This window comes from Telluria sp. ZB4P34, from assembly GCF_059686055.1.
Map to the genome: position 1 here is coordinate 173352 of NZ_JCASIF010000006.1, position 14211 is coordinate 187562.

At 66.5% G+C, this 14211-nt stretch carries 11 protein-coding genes; 4 read left to right on the forward strand and 7 right to left on the reverse strand.

Annotated elements, in window-relative coordinates; genetic code table 11:
- Positions 1 to 61: 61 nt before the first annotated feature.
- Positions 62 to 2293, forward strand: coding sequence for a S9 family peptidase (locus tag AC56KL_RS12935; RefSeq protein WP_497180562.1), 2232 nt, complete (start codon positions 62 to 64; stop codon positions 2291 to 2293).
- A gap of 111 nt (positions 2294 to 2404) precedes the next feature.
- Here AC56KL_RS12935 and AC56KL_RS12940 read toward each other — a convergent pair whose 3' ends face one another.
- On the reverse strand, positions 2405 to 2611 hold the full coding sequence (locus AC56KL_RS12940) for a CsbD family protein (RefSeq protein ID WP_497180563.1): 207 nt from the start codon (positions 2609 to 2611) through the stop codon (positions 2405 to 2407).
- Between the two features lie 178 nt (positions 2612 to 2789).
- Between AC56KL_RS12940 and AC56KL_RS12945 the strand changes: the two genes are divergently transcribed.
- Positions 2790 to 3878, forward strand: coding sequence for an AI-2E family transporter (locus AC56KL_RS12945; protein ID WP_497180564.1), 1089 nt, complete (start codon positions 2790 to 2792; stop codon positions 3876 to 3878).
- Between the two features lie 57 nt (positions 3879 to 3935).
- Here AC56KL_RS12945 and AC56KL_RS12950 read toward each other — a convergent pair whose 3' ends face one another.
- The 4 genes from AC56KL_RS12950 to AC56KL_RS12965 all read right to left on the reverse strand — a co-directional run bounded on the left by AC56KL_RS12950 (position 3936) and on the right by AC56KL_RS12965 (position 9592).
- Positions 3936 to 4112, reverse strand: coding sequence for a CsbD family protein (locus AC56KL_RS12950; RefSeq protein WP_497180565.1), 177 nt, complete (start codon positions 4110 to 4112; stop codon positions 3936 to 3938).
- A 72-nt stretch (positions 4113 to 4184) separates the two neighbouring features.
- Entirely contained in the window at positions 4185 to 4802 is a 618-nt protein-coding gene (locus AC56KL_RS12955) for a class I SAM-dependent DNA methyltransferase (RefSeq protein ID WP_497180566.1), read from the reverse strand.
- A gap of 66 nt (positions 4803 to 4868) precedes the next feature.
- Complete coding sequence (locus AC56KL_RS12960) at positions 4869 to 6920, reverse strand: M13 family metallopeptidase (RefSeq protein WP_497180567.1); 2052 nt, start codon at positions 6918 to 6920, stop codon at positions 4869 to 4871.
- Positions 6921 to 6958: 38 nt separating this feature from the next.
- The gene (locus AC56KL_RS12965; RefSeq protein WP_497180568.1) at positions 6959 to 9592 is read right to left on the reverse strand and encodes a M1 family metallopeptidase; all 2634 of its coding nucleotides are present in this window, start codon (positions 9590 to 9592) and stop codon (positions 6959 to 6961) included.
- A gap of 345 nt (positions 9593 to 9937) precedes the next feature.
- Here AC56KL_RS12965 and AC56KL_RS12970 point away from each other — a divergent pair, with 345 nt between their 5' ends.
- A complete protein-coding gene (locus tag AC56KL_RS12970; RefSeq protein ID WP_497180569.1) occupies positions 9938 to 10219 on the forward strand; it encodes a flagellar protein FliT in 282 nt (93 codons plus the stop codon).
- Positions 10220 to 10289: 70 nt separating this feature from the next.
- On the opposite strand, the gene AC56KL_RS12975 is transcribed toward AC56KL_RS12970, so the two are convergent.
- Both AC56KL_RS12975 and AC56KL_RS12980 read right to left on the reverse strand, forming a co-directional pair.
- Entirely contained in the window at positions 10290 to 11255 is a 966-nt protein-coding gene (locus AC56KL_RS12975) for an HDOD domain-containing protein (RefSeq protein WP_497180570.1), read from the reverse strand.
- Between the two features lie 383 nt (positions 11256 to 11638).
- Positions 11639 to 12691 (reverse strand): FimV/HubP-related protein, encoded by a 1053-nt coding sequence (locus tag AC56KL_RS12980; RefSeq protein ID WP_497180571.1) that lies wholly within the window; start codon positions 12689 to 12691, stop codon positions 11639 to 11641.
- A gap of 85 nt (positions 12692 to 12776) precedes the next feature.
- On the opposite strand from AC56KL_RS12980, the gene fumC reads away from it, so the two are divergent.
- Positions 12777 to 14174 (forward strand): class II fumarate hydratase, encoded by a 1398-nt coding sequence (gene fumC, locus AC56KL_RS12985; protein ID WP_497180572.1) that lies wholly within the window; start codon positions 12777 to 12779, stop codon positions 14172 to 14174.
- Positions 14175 to 14211: the final 37 nt, after the last annotated feature.

Genomic DNA, 14211 nt, shown 5'->3' on the forward strand with positions numbered 1-14211 from the left:
GGGCGGCGACTCTGGTATCGTTCCGCAGTTGTCACAAATTAATTTACTCCAGAGACATACCATGCGCCCTTCCCTGCTCCTCACGGCTGCTCTCGCGGCCACCCTCGCCGCCGCTCCCGCAACGGCCGACCGCCTGACGCTGGACCGCATCTATGGCGACCCGGCCCTGGCCGGCGCCAGCGTGAAGAACCTGCGCGTCTCGCCGGACGGCGAACGCGTCACCTTCCTGCGCGGCCGTGCCGACAACCAGTACCAGCAGGACCTGTGGGAATACAACATGAAGACCAAGAGCACCCAGCGCCTGGTCGATTCCAAGCGCCTGGTGCCGAACGAGGAGCTGTCGCTGGAGGAAAAGGCGCGCCGCGAACGCGCCCGCACCGCCGGCCTGTCGGGCATCATCAGCTATTACTGGTCGCCGGACGGCAAGCAGCTGCTGGTGCCGATCGGCGGCGACCTGTTCCTGGTCGACGCGTCGAAACCGGATGCCCCGCGCAAGGTCGCCTCGGGCAACGTCACCGATCCGAAGATTTCGCCGAAGGGCCGCTACGTCTCCTTCGTGCGCAACCAGAACCTGGTCGTGATCGACCTGCAGACCGGCGCCGAGCGCCAGCTGACCACCGATGGCAAAGGCACTATCCACAACGGCGAGGCGGAATTCGTCGCGCAGGAAGAGATGGACCAGCACACCGGATACTACTGGGCGCCGGACGATTCCGCGATCGCCTACCGCCGCTATGACGAAAAACCGGTCCCGGTGGCGCGCCGCTTCGAGATCTTCGCCGACCGCACCGAAGTGATCGACCAGCACTACCCGGCCGCGGGCGATCCGAACGTGCTGATCGAGCTGATGATGGTCAACCCGGCCACCGGCCAGCAGCGGAGAATCGACCTGGGCCCGGAGAAAGACATCTACCTGGTGCGCGCCGACTTCAGCGCCGACGCCAAGACCCTGGTCTACCAGCGCCAGTCGCGCGACCAGAAGCGCCTCGACCTGATCGCCGTGGACGTGGACACCCTGGCGCAGCGCCCGCTCCTCTCCGAGACCTCGAAGACCTGGGTCGAGATCCACAACGACCTGCGTTTCCTGAAGAGCAAGAAGGCCTTCATCTGGGCTTCCGAGCGCAGCGGCCGCAAGCACCTCTACCTGTACGGCCTGGACGGCCAACTTCAGTACCCGCTCTCTACGGGCGAATGGGGCGTGGACAACATCCTGGCGGTGGACGAGGCCGGCGGCCGCGTCTACATCTCGTCGGGCAAGGACGCGATCATCGACAAGCAGACCTATGCGCTCAAGCTGGACGGCAGCAATGCCGCCAAGCCGGACCGCATCACCAGCGGCGAAGGCTGGCACGAGGCTGCGTTCGCCAGCAACGGCAAGATCTTCGTCGACACCTACTCGAACCCGAAGACCCCGCCGCAAGTGTCGATCCGCCGCGCCGACGGCACGATGGTGGAATGGCTCGAGAAGAACGAGCTGAACGCAAACCACCCCTACGCCAAGTACATCTCGGACCACCTGGCGACCGAATACGGCACGCTGAAGGCCAAGGACGGCCAGCTACTGCACTATTCGATCATCAAGCCGGCCGGCTTCGATGCGAACAAGCGCTACCCGGTCTTCCTGTTCACCTACGGCGGCCCGCACTCGCAGCGCGTGACCCGCGCCTGGGGCAATTATTTTGACCAGTACATGGCGCAGCAAGGCTTCGTGGTATTCCGCCTGGATAACCGCGGCTCGGGCCGCCGCGAGCGCGCCTTCACCGACGCCCTCTACAACAACCTGGGCAAGGTCGAGGTCGAAGACCAGCTGGTGGGCGTCGACTGGCTGGCCCAGCAGTCATTCGTGGATCCGAAGCGCATCGGCGTGTTCGGCTGGAGCTACGGCGGCTTCATGACCCTGCGCCTGCTGGCCGCGGCATCGGACAAGATCGCGATGGGCGTGTCGGTGGCGCCGGTCACCGACTGGGCGCTGTACGACACCCACTACACCGAGCGCTACGTCGGCGGCACGCCGAAGTCCGACCCGAAGGCCTACGAGCGCAGCGGCGTGTTCGCGCACCTGGACGGCCTGAAGTCGCCGCTGCTGCTGATCCACGGCATGGCCGACGACAACGTGCTGTTCTCCAACACCACCCGCCTGATCGACGAGCTGGTCAAGCGCAACGTGCAGTTCGACCTGATGACCTATCCGGGCGCCAAGCACGGCATTTCGGGCAAGGTCAACCAGCGTCACGTGTATGGCTTGATCGAGGCGTTCTACAAGAAGAACCTGGGTGGGACGGCGGCGAAGTAAGCTGCGTGTCGTGCCAAGTGCAAGCAGCCGCCTGTTGGGCGGCTGTTTTTTTGGGCCGCGTAAACGACGACAGCCGCCCTCGGGCGGCTGTTCGCGAAACGTAGAAACGAATCAGTGCGGGCGGCGGCGCGCAGCGTCGTCCAGCTTGTCTTCCACTTTTTCCTGTGCATCGCCCATCGTCTTCTGGGTCTTGCCTTCGACTTTGCTTGCTTTGCCCTTGGCTTCCTGCGTCGGGCTGTCGATCGCATCACCGAATTCTTCTTGGATCTTGCCACCGATTTCTTTCAGTTTACCTTCAACTTGATTTTTGTTAATCATGGTCTTCTCCTTGATTTGACATGCCCGGATGGCCATGCATGGGTACAGAATACGGCAGCGTCGACACCGTTTCTGTTCGCATCCTCACATTGCACAAATGTCAGCATTCGCGCGACATTTTGCCGCTGCGAATGCTAGTCTTTTGTCAACGCGGCACTGCCGCCCACCGGGGACTGCGATGACCGAACAAGATCAAGAACATGCTTCCGACCCGCCGCAAACCCAGCGCCGCCTGGCCAAGCGCGTCAGTATGATCAACGGCCTGGCCATCCTGTTCGTGGCCCTGGCCGCCGCCGTCGTGCTGGCCGCCGATGCGCTGCTGCTGGTCTTCGCCTGCATCCTGTGCGCGATCCTCCTGTACAAGCTGAGCGAGATCCTGGCGCGGCGCCTGCACATGAACCGGAGGGTCGCGCTGGCCATCGTTGTCCTGCTGCTGGCAGCCATCATCGGCCTCGGCGGCTGGGCCATGGCGCCGCAAATCGCCGAGCAATCGAGCAAGCTGGCAAAGGAAATCCCGGCCGCCGTCGAACGCCTCCAGAGCGCCGTGCAGCAGCTTCCGCTGCTCAAGCGTGTGGCCGCCGAGCTGCCGCCGCCGGATCAGATCGTCAAACAGATGGGCAATATGGTGCCGAACGCCGGGCTGTTCTTCGGCGGCGTGCTGGGCACGATCGGCAACGTGGTCATCATCATTTTCGTCGGCATCTATTTCGCCACCTCGCCGCACCTGTATACGAACGGCGCGATCAGGCTGGTACCGCCAAGCAAGCGCCCGCGCGCCAGGGAAGTGCAGCGTGAACTCGGGCATACGCTGGCAAGCTGGCTGCTCGGCAAGGCAGCCTCGATGTTGATCGTCGGCATTGTCACCGCGGCCGGCTTGAGCATGCTGGGTGTGCCCCTCGCCCTCATCCTGGGCATCATTGCCGGCCTGCTCGATTTCATTCCCTACCTGGGTCCGATCATGGCCGGGATACCGGCCGTGCTGCTGGCGCTGTCGGTCAGCCCGGACCTGGCCTTGTACACTGCCTTGCTGTTCGTCGGCATCCAGCTGGTCGAAGGCTATGTGCTGCAGCCGCTGATCGAGGCAAGGGCGGTCGACCTGCCGCCGGCCCTGGTAGTCGTCATGCAGCTGGTCTTCGGCACCCTGTTCGGCTTCGCCGGCGTGGCGCTGGCCACGCCGCTGGCAGCCGGGCTGGCGGTGCTGGTCAAGATGCTGTACGTCGAAGACGTGCTGGGCGACCGGCCTGCGCAACAGCGAAGTTCAGGCTAGAGGCCCATGACGAAAAAGCCGCGCAGTGCGCGGCTTTTTCATTCCAGGCGGCAGGGCTCAGCGGTTTCCTTTGAAGATATCCTTCACGTCACCTGCCTTTTCCTGCACCTTGCCTTCGACCTGGTTCGACACGCCTTCGCGCTGGGTCTGGCGGTTGCCGACGGCTTCGCCGACTTTCTCCTGGACCTTGCCGCCGATGTCCTTGGCCTTGCCCTTGATTTGATCGTCGTTCATCTCAGTCACCTCGTCTGTTCGTGGAGCGAGGTCCCACCTTAGGCCTGATCCTCCTGCAATTCTGTGCGCCAGTTAACACACGGGCTTGCGCCAGACGCTGGCCAGCCAGGGCTGCTGTTCACGCGGCAAGCCGGCCGGACGGTAGTAGTGATGCAATGGAGTAAAACCTGCCCCGGTCAGGTAGCGTTCCCAGGCGTCATAGTCGTGGTAGCTGCCGTAACGGGGACCGTTCCAGCCTTCGCGGTTGTCGCCGCGCGGGTTGGAGCTGAACAGGACACCGCCCGGCTTCAGGCTGCCATGCAGCTGGGCCAGCACGCCCGGCAGCGCGGCGCTGGGCACGTGGAACAGGGAGGCGTTCGCGTAGATACCGTCGAAGATGGCGGGCGGCAGGTCCAGGTGCAGGAAGTCCTGGCGCCAGACCTCGCAGCCGCTGTATGTTCTCGCCATCTCGACGAAGCGGTCGCTGCCGTCCAGGCCGATGGCCTGGTGGCCGAGCGCGCTGAAGGTCTTGAGGTCGCGGCCCGGGCCGCAGCCAAGGTCGAGGATGGTCCAGGGCGCGGGAGCCTCGATCGCCGTCAACAGGGCGTCGATGTTCTGGCTGACGTCGTGGTCGATGGTGCCGGCAAAGAAGGCATCGGCGGTCTGGTCGTAATGGGCCAGGGTGCGGCGGGAGATGTCGTCGGTGTCCATGACGGCATTATCCGTCAATGCGCGATGCGGGCGGGCGCAATCCGCGCGCCCGCATCGCGCCATCGTTTACCAGACGCGCACGCGCTGCTCCGGCGCCAGGTACAGCTTCTGCCCCGGCTGCACCTCGAAGGCCTGGTACCAGGGGTCCAGGTTGCGCACGGTATAGGTGCGGTACTGGCCCGGCGCGTGGCCGTCGGTCAGCACGGTGCGGCGCATCGATGTTTCGCGCATCTTGGTGCGCCAGGCTTGCGCGAAGCCGGTGAAGAAGGCGCGGTCGGCCTCGGGGCCGCTCCCCTTGCCTCCCGGCGAGGCCTTGAACGCGTCGTAGGCCGCGGCCAGACCGGCCAGGTCGGACAGGTTCTCGCTCAGCGTCAGCTGGCCGTTGACGGCCAGGTCCTCGAAGGGCTTGTAGGCGTTGTACTGCTCCACCAGTTTCTGCGAGGCCTGCTTGAAGTGGGCCAGGTCTTCCTTGGTCCACCAGTCGCGCAGGCGGCCCTGGGCGTCGAACTGGGCGCCCATGTCGTCGAAGCTGTGGCTGATCTCGTGGCCGATCACCGAGCCGATCGCGCCATAGTTCTGCGCGCCCGAGGCCTTCGGGTCATAGAACGGCGGCTGCAGGATCGCGGCCGGGAAGTTCATGGCGTTCTGCAGCGGCAGGTTGACCGCGTTCACCAGTTGCGGCGGCATATGCCATTCGGTCTTCTTCGGCTTCTGCTTGAGCTTGGCGAGCTGCTGGCCGTAGTGGAATTCCTGCGCGCGCAGCACGTTGCCCAGCGCGTCCGTCGGCGACACCTGCAGGCCGTCGTACGACTTCCAGGTATCCGGATAGCCCACGCCCACATACATGGTGCGCACCTTTTCCTTGGCCTGGGCGCGGGTCGACGGCGCCATCCAGTCGAGCTTGTCGATGCGGTGCTCGAAGGCGGTCTTGATGTCGGCAACCATCTTGAGGATGCGCGCCTTGTCCTCGGCCGGGAAGTACCTGGCGACGTACATCTTGCCGACCGCTTCGTCCATCGCGCCATTGGTGGCGGCCAGCGCGCGCTTCCAGCGCGGCGACTGCTGCGGCGAGCCCGTCAGGCCCTTGCCGTAGAACTCGAAGCGCAGGTCGGAATACGCCTTCGGCAGCGTGCCGGCGAACTGGTTCAGGCTGTGGAAGCCCAGGTAATCCTTCCAGGTGGCCAGGTCGGTGGCCGCCACCTGTTCGGCCGCGCCCTTGAGCGCGCCCGGGTGGTAGGCGATGAAGCGGTCTTGCCTGTCGAGGCGCGCGCCCTTCATGAAGGCGTTCCAGTCCATGCCCGGCGCCTTGGCGGCGAAATCCTTCATGGTCCAGGGATTGTTGGCCTTCTGAATGTCGGCCGACTCTTCGCGCGAAGCATGGCTCCTGGCCAGCTCGGTCTCCAGCGCGAAGATCCTGGCCGCGCGCTGTTCGACATTGTCGAGGCCGGCAAGCTTGAGCATGGCGGCGATGTAGGCCTGGTACTTGGTGCGCAGCTCGGCCATCTTCGGGCTGTCGTCGAGGTAGTAGGCGCGGTCCGGCAGCCCGATGCCGCCCTGCAGCAGGTAAGGCAGGTTGCGCGACGGGTCGGTCAGGCCCTGGTTGATCCACACGCCGAACAGGTTCGGCGTATTGAAATTGGTGGCGTTCAGCGGGTCGACGTCGGCGCGCAGGAATTCGCCCAGCACGCGCGACAGGGCCGCGCGGTCCTTGATCATCTCGATCTTCGCCAGGCGCGGCTTGAGCGAGGCCAGGCCGGCGGATTCGATCGCCGCCTCGTTCATCCAGGCCTTGTAGAAGTCGGCCGCCTTGCGGGCGTCAAGGCTGGCGTTCTTGCTGGTCCCCGCTTCCTCGACCAGCTTGACGATGCGTGCATTGGTCTCCTCGGCCAGGGCATACAAGGCGCCCCAGGCGCCGCGGTCCGCGGGAATCTCGGTCTTGGCCATCCACTCGCCATTGGCATAGGCGTAGAAATCGTCGCCCGGCAGCACGGCGGCGGCGGGCTTGGCAGCCGAAACCGGCGCGGCGGCCTGGCCGGCCGCGTGTGCCGGAGCCAGGGCGAATGCGCCGCACAGTGCGAGCGCGATAGCGGTCTTGTTGGAGGTCCAGCTGGTTTTCATGGCTTCCCTTCTTTGATGGGTGGTATTCGGGGGTTCTGTTATTGCAGGGCGGCGCGCACCTGCGGCAGCAGGCGCGCCTTCTGGGCGGCGCGGATGCGCACGCCGTTGCCGACGCGTTCGCCTTCGACAGCGCCGTCCGCGCCGAAGTTCTTGCGCATGTAGTCTTCCATCATCTCCGCATGCTTCGGATCGGCGGACGAGGAGACGATGCCGGCGAACAGGCTGTTGCGGCCGAGCGCCTCCATGTTGTCCAGCAGCGCGTCGCGGTGGGCGACGGCGAAGTTCCAGGTCTGGTCGAGGTGTACGCCGGCGACGCCGCCGAGGATATAGGGCACCAGGTCGGGCGGGGTCTGCGGCGACAGGAGCGATTGCAGGGTGCGCGCGGCCAGTGCCGGATCCTGGGCGCTGGTGAGCGCGCGGCCGAAGCGGTTGCGCTCCTCGCTGGTGGGGGCGTTGGCGGTGCGGGCGGCCAGGGCGTCGTAGGTGGCGGCGTCGGCATAGCGGCCGGCGGTGCTCATCACGAAATCGATCATGGCGGGCGTCACCGAGCCCGGGTCCGCCAGGAAGCGCGCGAAGCGCGCCTTGCCCTCCGCGATCGCCTGCGGATCGCCGGCGCGCGCCAGCGCGGTGGCCAGCAGGCCGCGCAGCTGGCCTTCCTCGACCGTCTCGCCCGGTTTCTCGTCCCAGCCGAGCTGGTCGAGCTTCGGGCGCGCGAAGTCGATCAGGAAGCGGCGGATCAGGGCCTGCTCCGGCTCGCCGCGCGCCAGCGTGTCGAGCGTGCGCAGGTTGCCCAGGATCGCGTCCCACACCGCCAGGCGCGGCTCGTCGCCGTACTTGCGCACCAGGTCCAGGTAGCCGTCCAGGCCCATGCGGCCGTTCGACGCGAAGCTCCAGGTGTCGGAGAGCAGCTTCAGGCGGGTGCTGTCCGGCAGGCGCGGCGCCTGCTCGGCCAGCGCGCGGAAGCTGGCCGGGTCGTACTGCACGCGGAAGTAGCCGACGCTGTGCGGGTCCACCACCAGCGCGCCTTCGCAGCTGGCCTGGGTGATCGTGGTGCTGGGACCGGACAGCAGGGTCGTCCAGGCCTTGCCGTTCACCGTGCCGACCTGCAGCGGCACGCTCCACACGCGCTTTTCCTTCGGCGGCTCGTCGAGGCGGTACTGCTCCTGCGACAGGGTCACCTTGCGCTTGCCGTCCTCGCACACCCCCTCGACGCGAATCAGGGGGAAGCCCGGCTGCAGGGTCCATTCCGAAGCCAGCTTCTCGACCGGCTTGCCGGAGGCCTTTTCCAGCGCCGCCCACAGGTCGCGCGAGGTGGTGTTCGAATACTGGTGCTTCGCCATGTAGGCGCGGATGCCCTTGCGGAACGGCTCCTCGCCCAGGTAGGCCTCGAGCATGCGCAGGAAGGCCTGGCCCTTCAGGTAGGTGATGGCATCAAAAGCGGCGGCGGCCTGCTCTTCGGTCTCGATCGGGGTCTGGATCGGGTGCGTGGTCTTGCGCGCGTCCAGGTTCATTACGTATTCGCGCTCGGCCATGCCCTCCAGGTAGGGGCGCCATTCGGGGTGGAAATGCTGGGTCGCCTTGGCCGCCATCCATGAGGCGAAGCCTTCGTTGAGCCACAGGTTGTCCCACCAGGCCATGGTGACCAGGTTGCCGAACCACTGGTGCGCGATCTCGTGCGCATTGATGTTGAACGTGAAGCGCTTGACCCGCTCCGGACTCTTCTTCGGGTCGTACAGCAGGGTCGGTTCGTTATAGACCACCGCCCCCCAGTTCTCCATGGCGCCGTTGAAGCCGCCCGGAATGGCGATCTGGTCCAGCTTGGGCAAGGGGTACGGGATGCCGAAATAGTTATTGAAGTAACGCAGCAGGTCGCGCGACGCCTCCAGCGGGAAAGTGGCGGAACCGAGCTTGCCCTCGGTGGTCACGATGCCGATGTCGACCCCGTCCTGCCTGGCGGACAAGCGCTCCATCTCGCCGGCCACCAGCACCACCAGGTAGCTCGGCATCTTCGGCGTGTTGCCGAAGCTGATGCGCTGCATGCCGCCTGCGAGCTCTTCGCGCTTTTCGATCGGGGTGGTCGAATAGGCCTTGAAGTTGCCCGGCACGTCGACGGTGAGCTTGAAGCGGGCGCGAAAGGCCGGCTCGTCCCAGGTCGGGAGCATGCGGCGGGCATCGGTCGGCGCCATCGTGGTGGCGATCAGCTTCTTTTCCTTGCCTCCGGCCTTGTAGTTCACGTAGAACAGGCCGCGCCCTTCGCGGTTGATCTGGCCGCGGAACTGCAGCGCCAGCGCGTATCTACCCGGCGCCAGCGGCTGGGCCAGCTTGAAGCGCAAGGTCTGCTGCGCCTTGTCGAGGATGGGGTCGAGCCCCAGCGTGCCGATGCCTTTGCCGGACAGCGAGGCGGCATCGATCTGCATATTGTCGGCGTTGAGCATGATCAATGAGGTCGGACTCAAGACCTCGATCTCGACCGTCTGCGTTCCGCGGAAGGTATTGGCGGCGATGTCCGGAATGATGTGGGCCGCATATTGCAGAGGCACCACGTCTTTCGGCAGCTTGCCCGGCGTGGCGGCAAAGGAAAACGGCGCTTCGGCCTGCGCCGTGGCAGCGCCCAGCGCGAATGCGACGGCCGCGGCGGCCCTGGTCGCCCGCGCGACTGGCATGTCTCTCATACACTCTCTCTCGAATCTGTTTTTATCTGTTTTGGTCTGCTTTATCCATACGGGTGCCTGCGCTCCATGGCGCAAGGACCCAGCACGCACTGTAGGAAAGCCGGGCGCGGCCTGCCGCCGGATTGCGACAGACTGCAAAAAACGGGGCCAGACTGCGCAAAACGGGGAACGGCGGGCGCATTCTGCCGCATGCAGGACGGGTGGAACATGCGTAAATTGCAACACTTCTCCCGGCCCACAATATTTTTAAATTTTTTTTAAAAACCCCCTAAAGTTCCCGAAAGCCCATCCGTAAACGTCTTAGATACCCGGCAATCCGGCCGGCGAGCGATCCTGGTGCCCCACATGACCCCGAACGACGTCCTCTCGATGTATGAAAACCTTGCCGGCATCACCGGCCAGATGAAGGGCGCCGCCCAGGCCGGCGACTGGACCGGTTTCGACAGGCTGAACGTGCAGGCCAGCGTGGCCGCCGGCGCCGCGATCGGCGGCGTGCCGGCGCTGGATGGCGCCAAGCGCCAGCGCAAGATCGACCTGCTCAAGCAACTGATGGCCAACGACCGCGCGATCCGCGACGTGACTGACCCGTGGATGGGGCAGCTGGACCGTGCGCTGTGCGCACACTGATCCGGCCGCGTCCGGATCGACCCGACGAAGGCGCCTGAGGGCGCCTTTTTTGTTGCCTGTGGAAGCTGCCCTACTCTTCCAGCCTGGACAGCTTGCCGAGGCAGCGTTTCTGGTAAGCGCTCAGCCCCTGCGCGACGGCTGGATCGTCCTCGGAGAGCAGCCCGGCGTCGATGAGCAGGCGCAGCCTGGCGAGGCGGTCGCCCTGTGCCAGCGCCTGCGCCAGGGCGGAGCCGCCGCCACTGGCGCTGCCTGCTCCCACGATCGCATCGGCCACGCTGCGCGGAAAATCCCAGTGCGTGGCAATCACGGCCGACAGCTGCCGGCTGCGCGCCAGCAATTCCACCCCGAACGCGCTCGACGCCGGCGCCCTGCCGTTCCGGCAGACCCGGTCGGCCAGCCGGAAGGCGACCACCAGGCCGACGTCCTGCATCAGCCCGGCAAGGCAGGATTCGAAGATGTCGGCCGCCAGCGCGGACGCCATCAGGCTGGCGGCCACCGCGGATTTTTCGGAATGGCTCCACACCAGCGGCGCCACCCGCCGCGCGACTCCGCTCTCGTGCATCTCGATCACCGGCCGGAAGGCGATCCGTGCGAGCAGCATGCGCAGCCCGTTCTGCCCCAGCAGCAGGATGGCGCCTTCCAGTGTCCTGATGGGTGTGACGGGACGGTAATAGGCGCTGTTCGCTTCGCGCAGCACTTCCGCCACCAGCACCACGTCCTCGGCCACCAGGCCGGACAGCTCGCCAGTGCTGACGCTGTCGTCGCCCATGCTGCGCAGCAGCCTGGGAATCAGTTCCGGCACGCGGGGCACGAGTTCGGCCGCGACGCCCGGGTTCTGCGCCAGCGTGCGCACCTGTTCCAGGATCAGGCGTTCGGTATCGGGCGCCGCATCGAAGCTGGCCGCTCGCACCAGCCAGCGGTAGTACAGGGCGTCGGTGTCGGCGCCGTCCGGGCCGGCGCCGCGTGCTTCCGCATCGTCCTGCGCAGGGGCGGCAGCTTCTCCACCGCCCAATAAACGGTTGATCCAATTTTTCATCGCTGTCCCGGGTCCATGCCGCAGGAGGATTGTAGCCCGCCAGGGGCCGCCGGGCCGGCACGCCAGGCAGGGCGCATGGACGACCGGCGCAGACCCGCGCACCGAGGGGCGAAAAAGACAAAAGCGCCCGCAGGCGCTTTTTGTTGTGCCCGAGCGACTGCTCGGCCACGGAATGGGGGAGAGCGAGCACCAGGTATCTCCTGGCGTCGCCTCTTGCCGGTTGCATCCGGCGTTCGCTGCCGCAGTTGGCACACGAACTGCTTCCGGACACAGGCGTTTCCTCAACGTCTGCCTGCTTTCCGCGCCACGCTATCGGTGGTGGCTGCGCCAGGCCTCTGTGCCGTCTGTGATCTCGCGACCACGAACCCAGTATAACGCAAATTCTAAAGTTGTGTAGACGACTCGTGCGCACGCTCATCCAGGGTCGGTTCGACCGCCGGCGCGGCGGCGGCGCCAGGCTTCAGGCGGGCCCTGAGGCGCGCCGCCAGCCCGACGCGGGGTTCGACGGGGCGCGCCCTGCCCCGCCTGCGACGCACGGCGACGGCCAGGGCGGCCAGCAAGGCCAGCACCCCGGCTGCGACGCCCGCCGGCAACCACGACGGCTCGTCCTTGGGCGGCGGCTCCGGCTTCTTCTGTTTCGGCTTGTGCACTTTCGCAGGCTGGGCCGCGGCAGCCGGTGCGGTCCCTGCCTCCAGCTGCAGCGCCCGCACCTTGTTCTCGAGCTGGCCCAGCTGCGCGCGCAGCATGGCGTTCTTCGCGTCCAGCACGGTGCAGGCGTCGGCCTCGCGTGCTGCCTGCGGGGCGCAGGATCCGCCGGCCGGGGCAGCGGCAGCGTCGGGCCCGGCGGGGGCGGCGCCGGGCTCCTTGCGCGGCGCGGTCGCCGGCTTCGGCGCCTGCGCGGCCGGATTGGCGGGCGCTGGCGGCTTCGGCCCTGGCTTCTGCGCGCGCGGGGGTTCCTGGCTCGGCCAGCGAATCGGCACCGGGACGGGTTCGGCCGCCCTGGCCACGACCGGAAGCGCCGCCGCGGCCGGGGCCGGCGCGGGATGCGGATCGGGCGCCAGCCACAAGGTGGCCAGCCGCACGCTGCGCTGGGCGCCGTCGACCAGTTCCAGGTACAGGTGCAGGTGTTCCGACTCCACCGGGCGCAGCGAGGTCACGTGCAGGAACTGGCGCCCGTCGCGCCGCATCACGCTCATGCTGAGCGTGGACAGCACCGCCGACATGCGCAGGTTGGCGCCGCGGTAGACGTTGGCATCGGCCAGGCGCACCTGGACCAGCGGGCCGGGATCTTCCAGCATGATCAGCTCGATGTCGGCCACCAGCGGCTGGCCAACAAAGGAGCGCACGCGCGGCTCGCCGAGCTCGGCCGCCTGGGCAGTCCAGGAGGCGGCGGCCAGCAGCGCGCAAGACAGTAGCAGTGGAAGGCGGCAAGCCATAGCGTGGAATAGTGAAGCCCGAACGTCATTATCGGACAATCGGCTAAACTCTTTAGTGAATAGCCAGGAAACCACAGGACCCATCATGGACAACAGGATTGAAAAAGACAGTTTCGGCCCGATCGAGGTACCGGCAGCGCGCCTCTGGGGCGCCCAGACCCAGCGTTCGCTGCACCATTTCCACATCTCGACCGAGCGCATGGCGCCGGAACTGGTCGCGGCCCTGGCACAGGTGAAGCGCGCCGCCGCCGCGGTCAACCGTTCGCTCGGCAAGCTGCCGCCCGATAAGGCCGAGGCCATCATGCGCGCCGCCGACGAGGTGCTCGAGGGCCATCACCCGGATGAATTCCCGCTGGCGGTGTGGCAGACCGGCTCCGGCACCCAGAGCAACATGAACATGAACGAGGTGCTGGCCAACCGCGGATCGGAGCTCCTGCAGGGCGAGCGCGGCGAGAAGCGCCTGCTGCACCCCAACGACCACGTCAACATGGGCCAGTCGTCGAACGACATCTTCCCGACCGCCATGCACGTGGCCGCCGCAACCGCCGTGGCCCAGAAGCTGCTGCCGGCGCTCGGCCAGCTGCGCGCCACCCTGCTGCGCAAGTCGCGCGACTTCGAATCGATCGTCAAGATCGGCCGCACCCACCTGCAGGACGCCACGCCGCTGACCCTGGGCCAGGAATTCTCCGGCTACGTGGCCCAGCTGGAATTTGCCGAGAGCGCGATCCGGTCCACCCTGCCCGGCCTGCTGCTGCTAGCCGCCGGCGGCACCGCGGTGGGCACCGGCCTGAACGCGCACCCGGATTTCGCGCCGCGCATCGCGGCCGAACTGAGCTCGCGCACCGCCCTCTCCTTCAAGAGCGCGCCCAACAAGTTCATGGCCCTGGCCGCGCACGACGCCCTGGTGTCGAGCCACGGCGCCCTCAAGACCCTGGCGACGGCCCTGATGAAGATCGCCAACGACATCCGCTGGATGGCCTCCGGCCCGCGCTCGGGCCTGGGCGAGATCATGATTCCCGAGAACGAACCGGGCAGCTCGATCATGCCCGGCAAGGTCAACCCGACCCAGTGCGAGGCGCTGACGATGCTGTGCTGCCAGGTATTCGGCAACGACGTGGCGATCACGGTCGGCGGCTCGCAGGGCAACTTCGAGCTGAACGTGTTCAAGCCCATGATCGCGCACAACTTCCTGCAGAGTGCACGTTTGCTGGCCGACGGCATGCGCTCGTTCGACGAACACTGCGCCCAGGGCATCGAGCCGAACCATGCGCGCATCGCCGAGCTGATGGAAAAATCGCTGATGCTGGTGACCGCACTGGCCCCGCACATCGGGTATGATCGCGCCGCGCAGATCGCCAAGACCGCATCGCACGAGGGCCTGACCCTGCGCCAGGCGGCGCTGCAATCCGGTTTCGTCACCGAGCAGCAGTTCGGGCAGTGGATCGTGCCGATCGACATGACCAGGCCGGACGCGGTCGAGTAAACCAACGGGCGCCGGTGGCGCCCGTTATAAGCCAAGG

Bases quoted from the DNA above. Each gene is read 5' to 3' on its own strand.
- AC56KL_RS12935 (WP_497180562.1), top strand. From the start codon at position 62: ATGCGCCCTTCCCTGCTCCTCACGGCTGCTCTCGCGGCCACCCTCGCC.
- AC56KL_RS12940 (WP_497180563.1), bottom strand. From the start codon at position 2,611: ATGATTAACAAAAATCAAGTTGAAGGTAAACTGAAAGAAATCGGTGGC.
- AC56KL_RS12945 (WP_497180564.1), top strand. From the start codon at position 2,790: ATGACCGAACAAGATCAAGAACATGCTTCCGACCCGCCGCAAACCCAG.
- AC56KL_RS12950 (WP_497180565.1), bottom strand. From the start codon at position 4,112: ATGAACGACGATCAAATCAAGGGCAAGGCCAAGGACATCGGCGGCAAG.
- AC56KL_RS12955 (WP_497180566.1), bottom strand. From the start codon at position 4,802: ATGGACACCGACGACATCTCCCGCCGCACCCTGGCCCATTACGACCAG.
- AC56KL_RS12960 (WP_497180567.1), bottom strand. From the start codon at position 6,920: ATGAAAACCAGCTGGACCTCCAACAAGACCGCTATCGCGCTCGCACTG.
- AC56KL_RS12965 (WP_497180568.1), bottom strand. From the start codon at position 9,592: ATGAGAGACATGCCAGTCGCGCGGGCGACCAGGGCCGCCGCGGCCGTC.
- AC56KL_RS12970 (WP_497180569.1), top strand. From the start codon at position 9,938: ATGACCCCGAACGACGTCCTCTCGATGTATGAAAACCTTGCCGGCATC.
- AC56KL_RS12975 (WP_497180570.1), bottom strand. From the start codon at position 11,255: ATGAAAAATTGGATCAACCGTTTATTGGGCGGTGGAGAAGCTGCCGCC.
- AC56KL_RS12980 (WP_497180571.1), bottom strand. From the start codon at position 12,691: ATGGCTTGCCGCCTTCCACTGCTACTGTCTTGCGCGCTGCTGGCCGCC.
- fumC (WP_497180572.1), top strand. From the start codon at position 12,777: ATGGACAACAGGATTGAAAAAGACAGTTTCGGCCCGATCGAGGTACCG.